This is a genomic window from Leptospira abararensis, assembly GCF_016918735.1.
GTDB classification, from domain to species: Bacteria; Spirochaetota; Leptospiria; order Leptospirales; family Leptospiraceae; genus Leptospira_A; species Leptospira_A abararensis.
Window position 1 is genome coordinate 316,614 of sequence record NZ_JAFFPR010000050.1, and the last position, 19,685, is coordinate 336,298.

Sequence of the window (19,685 nt, forward strand, 5' to 3'; positions counted from 1 at the left end):
AACTTTAACCTACAACCACATATTCTTTCGGATATTCATACGAGACATGGGTTACTTTTTTCGAAAGCGCTACCAGTAGTGTCAAAATTCCTACCCGTCCCACAAACATAACAATACAGATGATGATTTTACCATAATCACTTAAGTGAGGAGTGAGGCTTCGTGTCAAACCCACTGTTCCAAAAGCAGACACCACTTCAAAACACAAATCAATAAAGTTAGCATTTTCAGTGAGTAACAAACAAAAAATGGCGGTAAAAATTACAAACAAAGATAAAACAATGGTCGCACTGGCCCTTGCGATCGAGGAGTTAGCTATGGTTCGGTGGTCAATTTCCATTCTCTCTTTTCCACGGATTTGGTTTGTGATATTGAGTAGTGAAATCGCAAAGGTAGTGGTTTTGATTCCTCCCCCCGTAGAAACAGGAGAGGCTCCCACCCACATTAGAAAAAAGGAAATGAAGGTGATGGGAAATCCCATTTGGTTTAATTCCAAAGTATTAAATCCAGCAGTTCTTGTGGTTACGGAATAAAACAGTGAATGAAATATTTGTTCTGATTTTGTGAGACCTTTTAAACTAGAATTTCCTTCTAATAAATAATAGGAAACCCATCCGAATAACAGAAGTGAGCCGGTCGTCCAAAATACTAATTTGGAAGTTACCGACCATCGGAATTTAAAATCAAAAGGATTAGATAACCTAGTTCGAATTTGGAATAAAACCGGAAACCCAAGTCCACCCAGAATGATGAGAAACATAATGACAGATAAAAAACCTTCAGAATGTTTGAAGGCTTCTGTGGCCAATCCATTGGGTAACAAACTAAAACCTGCATTACAAAATGCAGAAATGGAATGAAAGATAGAATAGTAAATTTTTTCGGACAAGGCAATAGGGAAGTGAGATGGAAAACTATAAAATAAAAAAACGGCTCCAATCGATTCTATCACCAAAGTTTGCAAAGTGATTTGTTTTAAAATTTCTTTGGCACGGCCCATAGTTTCTTCGGAAAGTAAGTCTTTAATCATCATGGTATCACTCACGGAAACTTTGCCCGCAAGGAAGATGGAAAAAAAACTAGTTAAGGTCATAAGACCCAGTCCTCCCACTTGGATGAGAAGGAGAACTACCAGTTGGCCGGTTAGAGTGAACTGAGTTGAAAGGTCAACTGTGGAAAGCCCTGTCACACAAGTGGCGCTTATGGTTGTGAATATGAGATCAATGGATTTAACTGCACCGTTTGTGGACTTTGGAAAATGTAAAAAACAGACTCCGAGTAAAATGATGAATGCAAAAGAAGAAACAAAAACAATCGAAGGATTTAATTTTTTAGAATCCTGAATTCGGGAAAGTCGAAAGAAATGAGCCAAATTGGAAAATAAAAATAGAATTTGATTCACTGATAAAAAGATAAGAGTGGTATCTTCTCCAGAAATATGATATGATTTTAGGATCGAAACTATATTCTTTTCATAAATAAATTCTAATCCTAACATCGATAAAATGATAAGCTCTATTTTATGAAGGGATACGTAATCCCTCCATCGTTTGTTTGTGAAGACCAAGTGAATGGATTCGTATAAAATAAAAAATGTTACCAGTGATCGAATGGAGATAGTTACGTAAGGTTTCCATTCTTCTGGATAATAAAATCCAAAATCTAGAATCAAAATGGCTACTGATAAAAATCCAAATAGAATATAAAACGCCCTTCCTATCGAACGAAGGTGTTCCATATAGAAATTTCGAATTTCAAATCTTTGAACTTGTAGATAGAGGAAAAAATGTTGGAGAGAAACGAAGAATCGTTTGAACTTCAAGGGTAAACTTCGGCTAATTGTTTTTTCTTTTCGCGGTGTTCTTCCAATCTTTGTCTATCCAGATAAACATTGGCTCCAGAAAGTCCAGTAGTTCCTGTGATCATAATTCCACTGGCTAAGGCTGATTTTTGTAGGGCCGGTGCGAGAAGGGCAACTCCCCCGGCAGAAGCAATGATCGCAAACGGTAAAGTCAGAAAGAAAATAATATATGCTCTTCGAAATTTAGTTTCTTCGTAGACAGCATCTTCATCAAACTCTTCTTTTTGTTTTTTCTTTAACTCTTGTTTGGTTCTACTCTTTTGTAATTGGTTTTGGAGAGCTTGTTCGTTAATTTCGCCGGTCAGTGGATTGATAGGTAGATTTTGGGAACCTGTAAGATTATACGGATTGGCTGCGTTTTGACTGGAGTTGGTTGTGGATCTAGAATTGAGTAAGGACCCGGCACCAGGAATGGAATCAATCCCACTGTATTGTGTTTTTACATTTTTAGGCGTGGCAAGAACCGGAGTTTCAAACTTGGGCGGAAGAGTGACATCTTGCAAAACATTGGATTCTGGATCCGATTTAGGAAGGTTTCTTAAGTCGTAATTATTTGTGTCATAAAATCCCTCTTTTGTTTGCCCAAAAAGTGGCCCCATAGTTAAGGAGATCACAATCATTGGCACAAATATTTGGGAAAAAATCCGCATACATTCCAGTTTACCTAATCCGTGTCAGGGTCAATCCAATTCACGGCCGGAAAGTTTCGTAGAACGATAGGAAAATGACTTTTCCCGAATGGTTTCTAAATCTTTTTCGGAAACTCCTGCTGTATGGGCATGTCCATACTCTTCAGGCATAGTGGTTCCAAAAAGACCTGGATCATCGGAACCGATTGTGAGCTTCAAATCATTTTGCAGAAATCGTGTGATGGGATGATCAATATGTGATTCTAACATCCCAATATACAAATTGGAAGAGGGGCAACATTCAATCACAACATCCGTTTTAGCTAGTCTAGACATAACATAGTTTTGGAATGTATGTAAGTATTGGGACTGTGTTTCATCAAAAGGAATTTTGAGAAGTTCGGAATCTGGTTTAGTTTTTAATTCCTTTCGTTTGAGTTCGAGTTCTTCTTTTGGATAGAACGAACCAAAACTTGTGATCTCCGTGTACGATTCCAATTCACATTCGATTTGGTCCTTGGCTTCAGAAACAAGTTCTGTTCTTTCATCCCCTAAAAAATAATCCGAATCAATTCCGAGGGCCAACGCATGACCGAGTCTGTGAGCGCCATTTACAGCAGATTCCAAAACCCAACGTACGGCAGAGAATGGGGTTTTGTCTCGAAAACTTTCTCCTACATGATAAAGAATCGATAAGGCTGTGTTAGGTTCTGCTTGGTTGTCTTTGTTTACTGATTGGAAAAAAGTTTTTTTATCTTTAGGTGGATGGCCTTCTTCAATATGACAGAAGTCAATTCCCACAAGACCGTTACGAATCACAGATTCTTTTTCCATCCAATTTTTCATCCAATCATAATGCCTTTCAAAGTTTAAATCTCGGTGTAAAGACATGACAAGTTTTGCCTGGATGGGTTTCCCTTCTTTTTTGGCGGACTCTTCCCCTTGGGTCAGTCCTTCCAAACAAGCCATAAGTTTTGAATAAAAAATTTCTTTTGGTTCTTCTTTACCAAACATCAAACGATATTCGGCATAACTAATATCATCCAAACTATTCGAAAGAACTACATCATGAGTGACTTCGGTAATTTCTCTTTCATCAAACTTTACTAAGGCGATAATAAGATTGAACTTTGCTTGGAAATGTAAAAAGGGAGCCTTTTCTCGAAAGTGATAGAGTTTAGAAAACTTTTGAATGTCATCATAATCCTCAAAAAAAGTCGAAGGTCGGATTTTTACTCCGTATGCTTTTTCATAGGAATCTAAATACAAATGCCAACGAGGTTCTGGGTTATTTTTGCCAATTCGAAACAAAGTTTCAGGGGGTAAACATCCATAAAGGTGGTTGTGTAGATCGCAATACATATAAGAATGACAAAACTATGCTTCACAAAATTAGACGCATCTTGAAGCCAACTCGATTGAATCAGAAAATTCTTGGATTAGCAATCCCTGTTTTTTTTGGAATGATTAGTTACACAGCCATCATGGTAGCCGATACCGCTATGGTCGGTAAATTGGGAGAGGTTCCCCTCGCCGCCGTTGGATTTGGAGGAATGGTTTATTTCTCTATTTTCGCTTTCCTTATGGGCGGATCTATGGCGGTGCAAATCATCGTAGCACGTCGATTTGGCGAAAAAAATGACAGAGGGGTAGGAATCACCCTAATCAATTCAGTTTATTTGTCCTTAGTTTTAGGATCTTTGTTATCCTATTTTGGATTTCTCTATGCTCCAGAATTTATGGGTTGGATTGGAGATGATCCACAAGTGATTGAAGTGGCTGGTGTGTATTTATCCTATCGGTTTTTAGGAACTGTGTTGTTCTTTGTCGGGTTCGCCTTACGTGGATTTTTTGATGGGATTGGGATCGTACAAGTTGGTATGATTTCTTCCATTTTAGCGGCTGTGACTAATATCTTTTTTAATTGGTTACTGATTTTTGGAAACTGGGGATTCCCTGCTTGGGGAGTCAAAGGGGCAGCTATTGCTTCTAGTTTGTCATCTATTCCTGCACTTCTCATCGTATTGTTCTATTTTTTCCGCAAAGACGTAATCAAATTTTTTAAGTATGAAATCTTTGCACCGAGTTTTGCAATCCTTAAAGAACTTTGTATGGTTGGGTTTGCACCAGCTTTAGAAGGAACGCTTGTGAACTTTGCATTTTCAGGATTTTATAAAATTGCGGGAATGATTAGCACAACTACCCTTGCATCGGCAAGCGTTGTATTAACATGTCTTAGTTTATCATTTATGCCTGGCTTTTCTTTTGGAATTGCGGCCACTACCATTCTTGGCCAATCCATGGGACAGGGTAAAATACGTTTAGCTTATGAAGGAACCATGCGTTCGGCAACTTTTTCGGCCATCGTTATGGGAAGTATGGGACTTTTCTTTATCATTGCCGGTCCTTGGCTCATTGGATTATTTACAGATGTTCCTGCTGTCGTGAAGGAAGCTTATCCTGCACTTTGTATTGTGGCCCTCATCCAAGTAGGCGATGCCTATCATATGGTGATTGGATCTGCACTTCGTAGTGCTGGGATGATGTACTATGTGATGTTTGTTTATCTGATTGTATCCTTCCTCGTCATGTTGCCACTAGCTTATTTATTCGGGATAGTCCTAGCATGGGGAACGATTGGTATCTGGTCTGCATTTTTTATTTGGATTTTACTCATGGCAGTGCTTTTTGTCGGAAAATTTCGTAGGAAGGAGTGGGTAAGTATACGAATTTAATAGAGTGAGGGGAAAATGAAACGAACTGAATTAGAACGGCAGGCCATACAGAATTTTTTAAAGTCTGTGGATTTGTTCAAAAAACTTCCTCCTTCTGTTTTGTTACGACTTTCGAATAACGTCCAAGAAAAATTAATCCGAAGCCACGAAGCTCTCTACTACAAAGGAGAGTCTTCGGAGTCCATCTACATTGTTCGGTATGGCGAAATTCTACTTGAAAATGTTGCCGGCCAAAGCCATGTTTATGTTGGTTCCGGCCAAGTGTTAGCCGAGAACTCTCTTATCTCTAGTTCCAATCATTCCACTTCTGCCATTGCAGTCATCGATTCTCTCGTTTATGTTTTGAATGGAAAACTTTTTTTACAATTGGCCTCACAAGAAAAGGTCTTTGCCCAAAATATCATTCAAATGATGGGATCTCGGATGCGCGAGAACTTAGACAGATCCAATCACAATCAGAAAGATCATTCTATCGGCTTACGAAGATTATGTGTCCATGTTCCCTTGGAACCCGAATATCATTTTGGTGAAAAAGTAAAATCTTTCTTAGAGGAATATGGTGAGGTCACCAAAAAACTTTCTACTGCTATTCCGATCTCCACTTTTAAGGGGATGGATCCCACCCAAATTTCAGAATATCTTACAAATCTTAGAAACAAAACTCCCTTACTTCATATCTACTTTGATGAATCCACTTCTAGAATGGATTTACATTATCTTGTAGTTCAATCAGACTTTATTGTTTTTTGGGAAGATGAACCAGAAAAGTTTTATAAAGAAAAAGAAGAGATCATTCATTTTTGGAAAAGTCGAATTCGAAACTTTGAGGGTCGTGCCATCCGTATGATGGAAAGTGGTGTTCGTAAAAGTTATCTTCCCCAGGACCAATCGCTGAAAACGTTTTACCAAAAAGACACTCTCGCAAGATATTTAGTAGCAAAAACTCGAGGTTTGGCGTTAGGTGGCGGTGGAGCTAGGGCTCTTGCTCACGTCGGATTACTCAAAGTTTTGCATCGGGAAGGAATTCACTTTGATTTTGTATCTGGTGCTTCGATGGGTGCAGTGATTGCCGCACTATATGCAAGAAAAAACACTCCAGAAGAAATTGAAGAAATGGTGAAAAATTTTTTTGGTGGATTGGAAAGTGCCTTTGATCCCACACTTCCGATTGTTGCTTTTTTTAAAGGCAAACGCATGAAACGGATGTTAAAGAAAGGATTTGGTGACCAAAGGATCGAAGAACTCCCTCTTCCTTTTGCCACATCCGCTGTGGATTTACAAACGGGGAAAGAACATATTTTTGACCAAGGCCCGATTACGGAAGCCCTTACCTGTGCGATGAGTTTGCCGGGTGCCTTTCCTCCTTATCGTTTGGGTGAAAAGTTACTTGTGGATGGGGGGATGATCAACAATGTTCCTGAAAATCTCATTCGCACCAAAGGTGCAGATGTTGTTATGGGAATCAATGTATCTCCTTTGCAAGAAATTGTTCCAGTCAAACTCTTTGAAGATCGTAATACCACAGAGAAAGGTTTCTTTCGGTATATCTGGGACACTCTTAAGTACCCACCTATTTTACAAATTATGACAAGAACCATTACTTTGGAAGGAAGAGAAATCACCCGTCTCAAACGACCTAAAATGGATTTGTTTGTGCACTTCCATTTAGAAGAATTTCAGTTATTTGATTTTGCCCGTTACCAAGAAATTATTGATAAGGGTGAAAAGGAAGCCGAAGCCAATTTAGCAGAAATCAAACAATTGTTTTCTTAATGGAAATTGTTTCTATCTTGAAATTGTCGAAATAGGCTAACCCTTGAGTCCCAGAACGAAGTAGTTAGGCGCTGTAATGAGTAGTTGCCTATTTTAAAGAACTTTTCCAGTTAGTTTTGAATTGTAATACTTTGAAAAATTGAAATGAATGCACACATTGGATATTCAAGGATTCGCAAGCATCGGGTAATTTACGGTTTACTCCTTTCTTGGAAGGTTTTGATATTTCCGTTGTAACGATAGTTCTGCTGTTTGCATCTTCGATTGCATATGACAATAGAAATGGATCACGGCCTAATTTTTCAACGTCTATGTCGTTTGGGTTTGTGCTATAGGCAATTTCGACGCATTGACTTACTTTCTCTGGTTCTGCCGATTCATCCAATGTTAGTATTTTTTTATTTTTTTTGCACCACTTTGCAAGCAGATCATTTCCATTGATTAATTCTTCTAAAATTTCTATTGGTATTTTTACTTTATCGTTTTCTGCGTTATATAGAATCCAGTCCCAAAATTCAGGGATATCTTCAATTGGATAGTAGTCCCTGTTTGCATCAATTAGGACATTTGCATCTAACAAAAATAACAACTTTTCTAACCGTTTTCAAATAGATGTGAAAGGTTGCTTGATTTTACACCTAATACTTTGCTTGCTTTTATTGTTGTTAAATTTCCGGATTGAAGCATTTGTTTGACAGTTTTAATTATTGCACCACCTATTCGATGTCGTCTTACAATATAATAGTCCGGTCCCTTTTCTTTATTGAGTTTTCGTTTTTCTTTTTTACTGATCTGGCTTTGTTCCCACAATATTTTAAATTTAGCGGCAAGCTTTTCCCATAATTCTCTCTTAATAATTCCTTTTTGATAGAGCCTATATGCAACCATAGAGCTACTTACATTCTTCTGTTTTGCAAATTCACTAATTAGATTTGCTGCTTTTTGCAAATTATTGATATTTTCAAGCGTAGGTAAATTTATCGTTTCGGGGAGGAGTATTTCCGCTGCTATATCATTACAGAATTTTTCTATTTTTTGCTCAAAATACATATTACTTATTCCACTTTCTCCCAAGAGTATATGAACTAATTCATGTAAAAGTGTAAAAGACCAAGCGAAATGTGAATCATGATCGTTTATTATTATGAAAGGTGCAGCTTCATCTGCAATTGCTACTCCTCGAAAAGATACAACGTCAATATCAGTGTGATGGCTACCTAGATTACCAGCAAGGATGACAAAAATTCCCTTTGACTCAATTTTATTTCTTAGAAATTTAAATAATTCATCAGGATCTTTTATTCGATCGATATCATTATGGGTAAATTCAAATAGTTCTTGAATAATTTTACTAACAGTTATTACGTTCATGCTAAAATTAATTTTTTGCTTAAAAGAGATAGGAGTGAAATCTTCTTCTTCTTCGATAGCTTCTTTTAATATACTTTGACGTATATGTATATCTCTGATAAAAGAATCGAAATTTAGATCTGGTCGGTAATCTTCTGGTAATGTTCGGAAATCGTTACCCTTGCTGGATGTAATTGGAATTTTTTTAAGATAAAAAACAAGTAGAGATCTTCGGTATATTTTAGACATATCGGAAAGAATCTTTCTGGAAGGCTTCTCATTTCCAAATTCTAATCGGCCTAGTTTCTCTGGATCTTTAAATTTCAGCTTTTTTGTTGCTTGTTCAATATTTAAGCCAGCACTCTCTCTTGCCCATTTCAAGACTTCTGGATTAGCATTGACTATCATAGTTTCATCCTTTCTTAGCTTTTTTTTTTGTATATAAACTTTCTCTTGGTAACGGTAGAATCTTTGGCAATTGCAAATAACAATTACTAATTACTTGTTATACGATCTGCGTATGAAATTGGATCGTTGTTTGATCCCAGTCTCCACCAAAAGAAAGTTAGATTCTCTCTTTTGATGGAGTTTGTTTTCTTTAGTTTGCGATAAGGAAATTCAATTTACATCGAGGAAAGAATTTCTTTTTTCTTGGCTTCGAATTCTTCTTGGTTGATGAGGCCCTGATCCAGGAGTCCCTTTAATTTTGCAATCCGAGCTGCAGGATCATTGGCTGCGGGAGCCGCTCCTCCTTGTTGTTGTCCTCCGCCTTGGTTCATCATATTGCCCATCATTTGGCCCATATTCATCCCCATTCCCATTCCCATGCCAGCACCCATGGCCCCACCACCTTGGCCTTCATTTTCTGCTGCCGCTTGTCCGATATCGAACATTTTCTTTTGTTGGTATTTATCACCGAGCATATCAATTTCAAACTTATCGGTAATGATTTTTTGAATTCGTTGGTAGTTCGGATCGTTTTGGTCAAAGTTCACCGAAGATACGTTAAACTCTGTTAAATCAATTCCATACTTTTCAAACTCAGGAGCCAGTTTAACTCGTCCAGCCGTGGAACTTTCATCTCTATACTTATTAATCTCAACTACAGAGGTGTTGTTGTTTAAGATGACTTCAGAAATAAAATCGCCAATCCCACGTACAATGTTTGGTTTTAAAAATTCATCAATGGCTTCGTTGGTAGTTCGATTTCCACCCTTAACTACATTGATTAGAAATGCTTTGGAGTCTTTGATTCTAAATTTGTAATCACCAAAAGCCCGAATATTGAGGACAATTTTGTATTTAGGATCTTCTAAAGGAATGGGTGTGTTTGTTCCCCATTTCATTGCAAAGATGGCTTTGTTTACATAATACACTTCTGCGGTGAATGGAGTTTTTCCACCGAACGGCAGATTGACGAGAGCCTCTAAAATCGGAATATTTCCCGTTTTTAAAGTATGGGTTCCTGGCCCAAACGTATCCAAGGCCTTTCCTTCTTTAAAAAAGATGGCTTCTTGGCTTTCATCGACTACTAGTTGTCCTGCGGTGCTGATTTCGTCAGAGGGATATTTCCAAACGATTTCACTGGGACTTCCTTCAAATTTAATTCTATCTATTAGTGCCATTCTACTTTTTCCTTATCCTATTTTTTTAAAAAAATTGAGTTTCTTGCTTCAAACTGTGTTTCAAAATCCAAAAACAATTTGTTTATGGATTCGATTGCGGCTTCGGGGTTTGAGGCAAACGATGTGGGAAGTGTTTCCAAAATTTCTTTTTGGAGTTCTCCCACTTTCTCTAACATAGAAAAATCATGGTTCAGTAAATTTTCCATTTCTTCCTGCGTGGCTTGGACTCCTGTGCCCAGCCCATTCAGTCCATAACCTGCCGAGTTCACTTTCATTATGATACGATCCAGAAGTGTGGTAGCCGAATTGGTTTTTCCGATATTTTGGATTTGTGCTTTTTGTACAAAACCTTCCTCTAATTTGCGAAAACTTTCTTTGAAAGAGCTGAGAATTCCTCCGAGTTCTTTTCGGATGAGAAGGTCTGTTTTTTCAAACTCTTGGTTAGCTAATGCTTCTTCAAAGAGTTTGGTTTCTTTTAAGAACTTACGAATCGGATCTTGTTCGTTCTTAAAACGTTCTAATGTTGTTTTTAACCAAGTTTGGTCCATTTTATTCCTCTGTCGTAGCGTCTTCTAACGTTTGTATGGTGTCACAAGTGATGTAATTAAAGATCACACTTTTTTCTGATTGGTAGAGTGCTTTGGCTGGTAGTGATTTCCACTTGGACTGATCAAATTCACAATCATGTTTTTCCCCTTTGGTTTCTCCGCTGGACTCTGTAAAATAAACCATATACTTTTCTGTTTTCGGTCCTAACTTTTCACAACCAATGGCAGTACTTGCACATTCGCGGATTTGGGGAGTGGGCCAATAAGGTTCTTGTGTGGTTCCAAATCCTTTAGCCACTGCGTTGCGATCAAAGGCCCATTTATCGATGCGGTAACTGCAATGGTCATCATAGACTGGTTCTTGTCTGTATTTGGTGGAACAACTTTCACTTTCGGAAAAAGTTCCGTCCCCACGATCCGAACGAACTGTATGGCAATCTTCTCCATCAGGAATGCTATTATAACTTCTGATTTGACGACTTCTGGACACACTGTACGCACCCATTGGCATGGAATCACACCATTCGGATTCGGAGACAGGTTTGAATTGGTCAATGGCAATTGTGCGAGACCATTCATGATGGGTGATTTGGAGTTCGACTTTTTCTGTCCATAAAACTCCCAGACAAACAAATCCAATCCCACCAAAGAGAATGGAGCCAAGTAACCAAAGCACCCATTTGGGAGTTTTGGGATGGGGTTTCACAAATTCAGAATTGGCAAAGGCTAAATCTTCTTTTGCTTTTTGGACAGAATCTTCTGCGGTTCCCTCTTGGTCCGAACGAAGTTTTACATTCTGAGCTCCATCGAGTGCCCCACCGCAGTTTCCGCAGAAAGTGGCTTTGGCACCGTTGGCTGTTTGGCAAAAGGGACAAACCTTATCGACGCCGTAGTAGATATGATCCTGGACTGCGACCTTATCCGCATCATTGGGAAAGTATCTACGTGTGGGATCTTGTGTGGCTCCACAATTGGGACAATGCCTATGAGTTTTACCGAGTAGTTTTTTAGAACCGCAGAATTCGCAGTCCCAAAGCATTTCATAGATTTTTTCTTCTGCCATCGCAACCAAGGTTTATCCGCAAAAAATTGACTTTTGCAAGAAAAATATTTTCAAATCCCAAAATCCAACATAGAATCTTTAGAATATGAGATTGGTACTAAATCTAATTCTTAAGTTTCGGTATTTACTTCTGTCCATTGTCTTACTCATTCTTTCGGTTGGTTATGTTTTCTCTCGATCAAAACAGAATGCAGTTCATCCATTAGATAGTTTGTATTTTAAACTATCACCTAATGTGATTCAGGCGGAAAAAACGGTCTCTCTGCGCCGATTGTCTCTCCATTTACGAGGAGTGATTCCCAGTGTGACCGAATGGAAGGAATTAGAAGTCCTCCCGAAAGATCAAAGTTTAGAATCATTCGCAGTGAATTTTTTGAAACAACCTGAGTTTGCCGAATATTGGGGAACTAAGTTTACTTCGATGTTACGAGATAAATCCAAAGGCCGTAAAATTCCCACCGGCGCCTTCTTTCAATATATTGCTGGTTCACTTCATAAAAACAAACCTTACGATACACTCGTGCAGGAAATGTTGACTTCAAGTGGTTCTGTGAAGGAATCACCGGCCACGATGTTTTACATTCGAGATGGGGCCGATCCTTTACAAACAGCAGAGTATGTGGGAAGACTGTTTTATGCTAAGCGTGTCGCGTGTGCTCGCTGCCATGACCATCCTTATATTTCTGATTTTACGAGAAGGGATTATTATGCATTATCCGCATTTTTTAGCCAACAATTCTTTCGCGATGGAACTTGGGAAGCCGATCGGTATGGAAAGTCTTTCAGTTATGTGCCTCGTGAATTGGAAGTGCATCTTCCTATGGAAGACCAAAAGACCTTACAAGATAAAAATAATGAATGGAATCGGGACAACTGGAACAAATGGACCGACGAACAAAGAAAAGACTACCAAAAAAAACATGAAGTCGCCTACGCCACATTATACTACGAACCAAAACTTGGACTTCGGTTTCCTCATACGGACGATGCGCCCGGAGGGGATTTGGTTCGGCCCAAATTTTTAGATGGGAAAGAAGCAAAACTAAAACCAGGGGACGACCGAAGGAAGGCTTTTGCCAATTGGCTCACGGACAAATCCAATGACCGGTTTCGTAAAGTCATCATCAATCGTGTTTGGACCGAACTTATGGGTTGGAGTTTTTTCACTCCTTTAGATGACTGGAATGAAGACACTGTGGTTACGGGAGAAGAGATCCTAAACCATTTGGATTCTTATTTTTTGGCAAACCAACTCAAACTAAAAGAACTCATTTTATATATCGTCACATCCAATGCCTACAATCGCTCTCTCACCAGTAGTGTCGGCGATCAGGATCCGATTCGTTATTTTTCGCCCAAACGATTGGACAGCGACCAACTTTTGAACTCACTCATTCGTGTTTCTGATTTACAAAAGATAAGTAACATTAGGGAAAGAAATTTATCCTGGCTCACAAGTCTTATGGGACAAAAACCTTACGACTTAACAGGCACGGGATCTGTTCGCATCCCAACAGACAATCTAAAAGAATTCGCAAACGCAGCGGAAGTGGAAAGACCTGCACCATATCATACGATGTTGTCTGTATTTGGTTCCGGCCCGCGTGTGGATATTTCCGATGATATCGAGGAGCTGACCATAGAACAAATGTTAACTTTGATGAATGGTCGAGTGGTTGGAAAGTTAGTTTGGGATTTTGGGAACAAAGACTCTCTAGTAAAACAAGAATTTGATCAGCTAAAATCCATGAATCAAGTCATTGACAATCTCTACTATAGGCTTCTTGGACGCCTTCCTTCGAATGGGGAAAAGGAAAAACTAAAATCCCTGATGGCAAAACCAGATAACGTTTTTGATAAAGACCTCCTCCAAGATATCTTCTGGGCTCTGCTCAATAGCCAAGAGTTCCAACACATCAACTAAGGAATCAAAATGTACCGCAAAGAATTTTTAAAAAAAGCAATGATGAGTCTCGGGATCAGTCCCTTTTTATTTTCCAATCCTATGGTGAGTTTACGTGCTTCCGAAGAAGAGGAGTCGATCGCCCTTCCATCGAAAGTAAAGTCCGTCATCTTTATTGAGATGATGGGAGGGATGAGCCATGTTGACACTCTCGATCCCAAACCCAACAGTGCCTTTGGGAAAGTAAGTTCCAGTATTTCTGGACTTTCTCTACTGGAACCATTTTCCTTCACCGCCAAACAAATGCATACGATTGGAATCGTTAAATCCACTTGGAGTGAAGAAGGGGACCATGGTTTTGCTCAGATGTTACTCGGAACCGGATACCGAATGACTGAAGCTATGGGGTTTCCAGACATACCCCATTTTGGGGCTGTGATTGCCTATGCCAAAAAAGCAAAAGTCAAATCTTCGTATTTTCCAAGTTATGTGACAATTGGTGGTAGGGGTGGGAAAAATGGAAACTCTGGGTTTTTGGGAATCAATTATTCAGGTTACCATGTGGGCAATGTGGATGAACCCATCCAACACCTCAATCCATCTTATGGAAAATTCTCTGAAGATCGGATCCTTCGTCGAAAAGATTTGGTTTCCTTTATGAACGAGGAATTTTCAAAAACCTATCCGACAAAAGAGTCCAAACATTGGAAAAATATGTTAGTGGCCGCAGAAGAATTTCGAAACTCCAAAAACATTGATAGCTTTCGGATCAGTTTGGAAGATGAAAAAACTAGGGCTCGGTATGGCACCACTTGGCAAGGAAAAGCTATGTTACTTGCCAAACGACTCGCTGCCCAGGAAGTTCCCTTCATTCATATTTCCATAGGTGGATGGGACACTCATACCGGAAACAAAGCACAAATTACAAAAATTATGAAAGAAACCGATATGGGGATTGCTTCTCTTTTGGAAGATTTAAACAATACAGGTCTCATCAAACAGACGTTATTTGTCCTCACAAGTGAATTTGGAAGAACTCCCGATGTGGGATCCAGGGATGGTCGTGACCACTACCCCAAAGTTTGGTCTACTCTACTTGGCGGTGGCCCTTTTTCCAAAGGATATGTTTTGGGGGAAACTGACGAAACAGGATCCAAAGCTTTAAAACCATCGGAAGCTTTACATGTCCGGGATTTGGTCGCTACTATTTACAAAGCGGCAGGGGTTGATCCCGATGCTTCACTTACCAATTCCTTTGGCCGTCCTTTTCTGTTAACGACAAAGAAAGCCAAAGTATATGAAGGTTTGTTTTAATTTTTTTCTGCATTCTCCAAACAAACATAGGCATTGGTGAGGATGGTATCCAATGGTGTAGTTTTGTCACCGGGGTTCAAATAGATTTCGGTAAAAATAGCACCAGGTCCATTACCTTGGCAGTTTGCGATGGCTGATTCATAACTGTCATTTGGTTTTGCATAAACAATAGTATTTACCTTGGTTGTATCCCCGTTCGGTTGGTAACGACAAACTCCGACTAAGTTTTGCACTGAACATTTCGCGGAAGATTTTGTGTACCCAAGAGGGCAGGTGATTTCTTCTTTTGTGATCGCATACAGTTCAATGCATGAAGGAGAGTAGTTTGAAGACCCGGAACAAGATCCTAAGAATTGAAACGTTCCAGTAAAACCTGGCCTTCCAGCGGTAAGGTTAGCTAAATACATAGTTTGGAGGCATTGGTTTTTTGTTTCTTGGATTTTGTCATTACGTTGTGTCTTACAATCACTAAAGAAAATACCAACTAACGAAAATAGTATGATGATGGTTTTTAGATTTGGTTTCATTTTAGTAGAATACCTGTATTTGGGTTCGAACCACATGATCTCCTTCCGCTGCCGTTGGAGTTCCTGTATAATAAAAATAATCCGTTTGCCATTTTAAATTGTGTTCAGCAAAATAATAGGAGAGGGCTCCTCCTACTTCGCGAGAATATTTCAAACTAGGATCGGTTTCTCCCAAAGGCCGAAACTCTCCAAATCGAAACGTAAGTTCGTAATTACTTGTAAATAAATATCCTAACTGGACAAAATGTCCCTGTCCACTTCTTGAGTATTCTCTTGAAAGTGCAGAACTAACGGCTTTTTCCGCATAAGCCGTATTCGCTTTTCTCCACAACCATTCATACTGAAAGGAAAAGCCCATCCATTTAAAATAAATATCTCCTGCTGCGTGGCTGTAATTAAATCTTGCAAAACTATATTCAACCCCATGAGTACTTAAAGATCGATCTGAGTTTTTATTATAAGCCCCAGAGAGACCGATGGATAATTTTGGTTCCTTATAACGGGCAAAGTCTGTTTCTGATAACCAATCATTATCTGATCCTGATTTGGACATTCCGCCAAAAGGAGAAAAAATAAACCGAGCCACGGTCAACACACCAGGTGTTTGTCGTTCCACTCTATTTCTTCCCTGTCCCCCAAAAACACCCAAATAATAAGCAAACATTCGTTTGTTGCCAAATAGATCTTCGGAAAACAAATATGTTCCTACATCACGATCCAAATTAAACTCGGCTGTGACGGATGACCTGTCTACTGTTTGTAAAGCACCAGAAGAATTCCAACGTTGTCTGCTAAATGGTACTTTCATTTGCCCGAAAGCGACTTTCACATCACGATACTGATTATAGATGATATTAGCATCTCTTAATGTATTTCGTCTTTGGCTTTCCATATCTCGTTCCGCAAATCCCATTTGTAAATTCACAAGCCAAGTATCATTGAATAGACCTGCTTTGAGTTGTAACCTTGTTCTGCGGACAAGGAAATTGGTTGTGTCGTCAGAAGGATCTAATTGGAAACTTTGATTCCCTTGGATTTGAGACCGAAATCTAAGTTGGATATTGTGTTTCCCGTCACTGGATGTGCCTCGTATTCCTTTTCCGAGGCCTGTTTCCCAATTGGATTTGTTTTCCTGAGGAGCAGTCACCTGCGCAGGTGTCGTTGCCTGCGGACTCGCGGGATTCGAACTAGTTTCCATTTTTGGTTCCGGCTTTTCCTCGGCTGTTAAGACAGGTGGAAAGAAAAATAGACACCAAAACAGGAAGATGGGTCGGATTCGATTGCAGATTTCTTGTAACATGATCGTAATTTTTGTAATAAATGTCACAGTTGGGATGAAGAAGGAAATGGCAAAAGGAAATCGAATCTACTTTTTCAGAATATTTGCCTTTTCAGACTCATTTTTCCTTTTCTTACCAAAGAAATTTAAAATACTGATCCCTGATCTATGAAAAAAGCACTTATCACCGGAATCACAGGCCAAGACGGTTCCTATTTGGCAGAACTCCTCCTCCAAAAAGGCTACGAAGTCCATGGGATCGTTCGTAGAACGAGCCTTTTCAATCGCAATCGCATTGAACATCTGCACGGAAACCCAAATCTCCGCCTTCATTATGGAGATATGACTGATTCCTCGAACCTAAACCGAATCTTAGAAAAAATCCAACCCTCAGAAATCTACAACCTCGCTGCTCAGTCTCATGTTCAAGTTTCCTTTGAGGTTCCTGAATACACTGCTGAAGTGGATGCTGTGGGAACGTTAAGGATTTTAGATGCGATCAAACAAACGGGAATCAACACTAGGTTTTACCAAGCATCTACTTCCGAACTTTACGGCCTCGTCCAAGAAGTGCCACAAACTGAAAAGACTCCTTTTTACCCACGTTCCCCTTATGCAGTGGCTAAACTCTATGCTTATTGGGCGGTTGTGAACTATAGAGAAGCGTACAATTTGCACGCATCCAACGGAATTTTATTTAATCATGAATCTCCACGACGTGGGGAAGCATTTGTGACAAGAAAGGTGACCATTGGAGTTTCTGAAGTCAAAGCAGGAAAACTCTCTCACATCACTATGGGCAATATTGATTCCAAACGTGATTGGGGTTATGCTCCTGACTACGTAGAGATGATGTGGATGATGTTACAAAAAGACACCCCAGATGACTATGTAGTGGCAACCAATGAAACTCACACAGTTCGTGAGTTTATTGAAGAGGCTTATAAAATTGCAGGTTTCGAAGTTGTTTGGGAAGGTAAGGCTGACAAGGAAGTAGGTAAGGACAAAAAAACTGGCCAAATTCTTGTAAAAATTGATCCTAAATACTACAGACCAACTGAAGTAGAACTATTAATCGGTAATCCCGAAAAAGCAAAACGCCAGTTAGGTTGGGAGCCCAAGGTCAAATTTAAAGAACTAGTAAAAATCATGATGGAAGCTGATTTAAAAACCCAAGGATTTTAGTCAGTAGAAACAATTAGTAAACTTATCCTTAAGCTCCGAGGGAGAGAGTCTCTGCTATTTTTGTAAAACCTTCAAACGGTAATATAAACATTACCGTTTGAAATGTTGCATTCACTCGTAAAGCACGAGCATTTTCGTCTCTATTTGTTATGAATTGTGTTTAACGATTTATGATTTGTAATGAATCAAATGACTATGATCCAACTGTTTCCACTACCTTGAAAGGCAGTGGATTTTTTATTCAGTTCAAAAGTGGAAAGTTTTAAAATTTATTTTGGTTTAGAGACCAAAAAACTGATCCAACATCAACTTCTTCAAAGTTTCTTTTAGTTTCTCTTGGATGTTGACAATCTTCACTGTCATCTTTTTTTCATCTGCTTTGTTTTTGAAAGAAAGTAGGCGAGAGATCCCAAGAGAACTCACAATTACCACCTTTTCCAAATCCAAATAGATTTCTTGAACGTTCTTTTCTAGGATCTCGGCTAATATTTCTCGGAGTTCCGGTGCGTTTCCATCCAGAATCTGATCCATAAAGCGAACACGGATCGTGTTTCCCTTTTCTTCTACTAGTATCTTATCACTCATATTTCTTTGGCCTCTAACGTAAGTCAGGAGAGGAAAGTTGGCAAGAAGTTATTTCAACTTCTTTAGCTTATTCTCCATGTTAGCCTTTTTATGATAGAATTGGACGAGTTTTTCTAGTTCTGCCATGTCGGAACAAACAATTTTTCCCATATCCATACGAATAAATTTATTATTCTTCATGATATCGGAAATGATGAGTTCGTCTTTTGGATCCGTAAGTCCCACCATTTTCAGAAGGTCTTTGGTTCCAATTTCAAAATTGTAGGCTTGTTTGGGAGCCACTTTGATTCTGTTCTTTTCTGCCAAGGTCATGAGTGTATCTACGATACGACCTTGTGGGTCTTTTAGAAGTAAGTTCGCTAATTGTTTGTAAGCAATCCAAATCCTTTCAGATAATAACGTGATGAGCCTTGTGGCCAATTGTGGTTGGGCTTTTACCATACCTTCAAAGTTGGCTTTGTTGATGGCAAGTAGTTCCACGTCCCCTGCGGCCACTGCCGAAGCGGAACGAGGTTTGTTATCGAGAATTGCCATCTCACCAAAAATATCGCCCGCTTGGAGAACAGCCAGCATCACTTCGTTTTGGTTTACGATTTTGGAAATTTTTACCTTTCCACTTTGTAAAATAAATAATTCCTTACCTGGTTCGTGTTCACAAAAGATCATCTCACTATCTCTGTAGTTTCGATTGAATTTATTGTAATCGATAGGAGCCGCTTGAAACGGCTGGTTTATCGTTTGTAAACGTAGTTTTGCCTGAGGAACAAACTGCCCATTGGGAAGGTGTTTTAGATAACTTTGGTAAGCAAAAGTGGCATGCGAAGTATTTTGCTGTTGGAAGTAATATTCACCAATTTTGAAAAGTTCGTTTGGATCTTCTTCGACTGCATTTCTAAAGGACAATCGTGTGATGGTAGTATCAAACTGGCGTAACTTCATAGAGAAGAAACGAATGATATTCATCGCAACCGCAGTAGACTTTTGGATTAGGGTTCCAAATTGGTCATAACTGACAGAAATCAAAGATACATTGGTAAGGGATGTGGCGGATTCGATCTGAGGGTGTTGGCTCATGGCAGCAACTACGCCAAAGAAGTCACCAGGTCCTAAAACTTGGTTGGGATCTTCTCCGACAACAGCCGTCTCACGAGTGACACGTACTTTACCCTCACGGATGATATAGAAATTGTTCGCATCCTTTTTCCCCTCTACAATGATGTAGGAGTTCGCCGGGAAAGTAACCATTTGAAAAAACGACATTCTTAAATCTCTGAACCCTTTTTGCTCAACGTGCCTAGTTTATTATCG

At 39.2% G+C, this 19,685-nt stretch carries 17 protein-coding genes; 5 read left to right on the forward strand and 12 right to left on the reverse strand.

Annotated elements, in window-relative coordinates; all coding sequences use genetic code 11:
- Nucleotides 1–4: 4 nt before the first annotated feature.
- The 3 genes from JWG40_RS15155 to JWG40_RS15165 are packed head-to-tail and all read right to left on the reverse strand — an operon-like array spanning nucleotide 5 to nucleotide 3,852.
- Entirely contained in the window at nucleotides 5–1,822 is a 1,818-nt protein-coding gene (locus JWG40_RS15155; RefSeq protein WP_205286603.1) for a TrkH family potassium uptake protein, read from the reverse strand.
- Nucleotides 1,819–2,511, reverse strand: coding sequence for a hypothetical protein (locus tag JWG40_RS15160; protein ID WP_205286604.1), 693 nt, complete (start codon nucleotides 2,509–2,511; stop codon nucleotides 1,819–1,821). The genes JWG40_RS15155 and JWG40_RS15160 overlap by 4 nt, the downstream gene beginning before the upstream one ends.
- A 30-nt stretch (nucleotides 2,512–2,541) precedes the next feature.
- Entirely contained in the window at nucleotides 2,542–3,852 is a 1,311-nt protein-coding gene (locus JWG40_RS15165; RefSeq protein WP_205286605.1) for an amidohydrolase family protein, read from the reverse strand.
- A gap of 56 nt (nucleotides 3,853–3,908) precedes the next feature.
- Between JWG40_RS15165 and JWG40_RS15170 the strand changes: the two genes are divergently transcribed.
- Nucleotides 3,909–5,225: an MATE family efflux transporter gene (locus tag JWG40_RS15170; RefSeq protein WP_232369399.1), complete on the forward strand. Its 1,317-nt coding sequence runs from the start codon at nucleotides 3,909–3,911 to the stop codon at nucleotides 5,223–5,225.
- Nucleotides 5,226–5,240: 15 nt separating this feature from the next.
- Nucleotides 5,241–6,998, forward strand: coding sequence for a patatin-like phospholipase family protein (locus JWG40_RS15175; protein ID WP_205286607.1), 1,758 nt, complete (start codon nucleotides 5,241–5,243; stop codon nucleotides 6,996–6,998).
- A gap of 88 nt (nucleotides 6,999–7,086) precedes the next feature.
- Here the strand turns inward: JWG40_RS15175 and JWG40_RS15180 are convergent, their stop codons facing one another.
- From JWG40_RS15180 to JWG40_RS15200, 5 genes are all read right to left on the reverse strand, one after another.
- On the reverse strand, nucleotides 7,087–7,578 hold the full coding sequence (locus JWG40_RS15180) for a DUF4411 family protein (protein ID WP_205286608.1): 492 nt from the start codon (nucleotides 7,576–7,578) through the stop codon (nucleotides 7,087–7,089).
- 14 nt (nucleotides 7,579–7,592) lie between these two features.
- The gene (locus tag JWG40_RS15185) at nucleotides 7,593–8,756 is read right to left on the reverse strand and encodes an ImmA/IrrE family metallo-endopeptidase (RefSeq protein WP_205286609.1); all 1,164 of its coding nucleotides are present in this window, start codon (nucleotides 8,754–8,756) and stop codon (nucleotides 7,593–7,595) included.
- Between the two features lie 215 nt (nucleotides 8,757–8,971).
- Nucleotides 8,972–9,973: an SPFH domain-containing protein gene (locus JWG40_RS15190; RefSeq protein WP_205286610.1), complete on the reverse strand. Its 1,002-nt coding sequence runs from the start codon at nucleotides 9,971–9,973 to the stop codon at nucleotides 8,972–8,974.
- 17 nt (nucleotides 9,974–9,990) lie between these two features.
- Entirely contained in the window at nucleotides 9,991–10,521 is a 531-nt protein-coding gene (locus tag JWG40_RS15195; protein ID WP_205286611.1) for an LIMLP_15305 family protein, read from the reverse strand.
- A 1-nt stretch (nucleotide 10,522) separates the two neighbouring features.
- The gene (locus JWG40_RS15200) at nucleotides 10,523–11,593 is read right to left on the reverse strand and encodes a zinc ribbon domain-containing protein (RefSeq protein ID WP_205286612.1); all 1,071 of its coding nucleotides are present in this window, start codon (nucleotides 11,591–11,593) and stop codon (nucleotides 10,523–10,525) included.
- Nucleotides 11,594–11,669: 76 nt separating this feature from the next.
- Here JWG40_RS15200 and JWG40_RS15205 point away from each other — a divergent pair, with 76 nt between their 5' ends.
- Nucleotides 11,670–13,508 (forward strand): DUF1553 domain-containing protein, encoded by a 1,839-nt coding sequence (locus JWG40_RS15205; protein WP_205286613.1) that lies wholly within the window; start codon nucleotides 11,670–11,672, stop codon nucleotides 13,506–13,508.
- A gap of 9 nt (nucleotides 13,509–13,517) precedes the next feature.
- On the forward strand, nucleotides 13,518–14,801 hold the full coding sequence (locus JWG40_RS15210) for a DUF1501 domain-containing protein (protein WP_205286614.1): 1,284 nt from the start codon (nucleotides 13,518–13,520) through the stop codon (nucleotides 14,799–14,801).
- Here JWG40_RS15210 and JWG40_RS15215 read toward each other — a convergent pair.
- Nucleotides 14,798–15,328, reverse strand: coding sequence for a hypothetical protein (locus JWG40_RS15215; RefSeq protein WP_232369401.1), 531 nt, complete (start codon nucleotides 15,326–15,328; stop codon nucleotides 14,798–14,800). The two genes, JWG40_RS15210 and JWG40_RS15215, sit on opposite strands and share 4 nt — an antisense overlap.
- Before the next feature lies 1 nt (nucleotide 15,329).
- A complete protein-coding gene (locus tag JWG40_RS15220) occupies nucleotides 15,330–16,526 on the reverse strand; it encodes a porin (RefSeq protein WP_232369402.1) in 1,197 nt (398 codons plus the stop codon).
- Between the two features lie 249 nt (nucleotides 16,527–16,775).
- On the opposite strand from JWG40_RS15220, the gene gmd reads away from it, so the two are divergent.
- Nucleotides 16,776–17,792: a GDP-mannose 4,6-dehydratase gene (gene gmd / locus JWG40_RS15225; RefSeq protein ID WP_205286616.1), complete on the forward strand. Its 1,017-nt coding sequence runs from the start codon at nucleotides 16,776–16,778 to the stop codon at nucleotides 17,790–17,792.
- 279 nt (nucleotides 17,793–18,071) lie between these two features.
- On the opposite strand, the gene JWG40_RS15230 is transcribed toward gmd, so the two are convergent.
- Nucleotides 18,072–18,377, reverse strand: a complete 306-nt coding sequence (locus tag JWG40_RS15230; protein ID WP_002972217.1) for an STAS domain-containing protein — start codon at nucleotides 18,375–18,377, stop codon at nucleotides 18,072–18,074.
- A 48-nt stretch (nucleotides 18,378–18,425) separates the two neighbouring features.
- Nucleotides 18,426–19,637, reverse strand: coding sequence for a Crp/Fnr family transcriptional regulator (locus JWG40_RS15235; protein WP_205286617.1), 1,212 nt, complete (start codon nucleotides 19,635–19,637; stop codon nucleotides 18,426–18,428).
- Nucleotides 19,638–19,685: the final 48 nt, after the last annotated feature.